At 45.9% G+C, this 492-nt stretch carries 1 pseudogene; it reads left to right on the plus strand.

The annotated features are described in order from the left end of the window. Window positions 1-331 (plus strand): annotated as a pseudogene (locus DVK07_RS23095) (caspase family protein); the annotation flags it as partial. Window positions 332-492: the final 161 nt, after the last annotated feature.

The raw sequence follows: 492 nt of genomic DNA on the forward strand, positions 1-492 counted from the left end.
GCTGATTACGGGTCACCAGTATATCGTCGTCGGTGATGGAGGAACTACGGTCTGCCAGAGTCGGAGCGGAATTGCATCAATTATAAATATTCACCAGAAAAAAAGCAAAAAAAGCGTTGTTTCCATCGAGGTATTTCCCAATGGCCCATATGGGACAGGCACACTGACGTCTGCAAACATCGAAGACATAAGTACAAATTATTATGTGCCAGAAAAAATACCTATAGGCGAAGTTAAGAACAAATCGGTTATTCAGTTTGTAGAACTAGAAACGCTACCCGTTTTTGTTGATGGTGATCTTACTTGGAGTGACCGCGTAGATCTAGATTAGGGACCGGGGTCCGCAGTCATAGCGTTAGCCGCCACAGGGGCCGCCTGCGACAACAACAGCATCGCGGTGAACAGGACGCCGGCCATTTTCGGGTGCTCTGCCACGTAATCTGCCACACTTTCGTGCATATTCGAAAAGTATCAGGATAAATAAATATTAAG

It is taken from the genome of Halorubrum sp. Atlit-26R (assembly GCF_003666015.1).
Taxonomy (GTDB): Archaea; Halobacteriota; Halobacteria; order Halobacteriales; family Haloferacaceae; genus Halorubrum.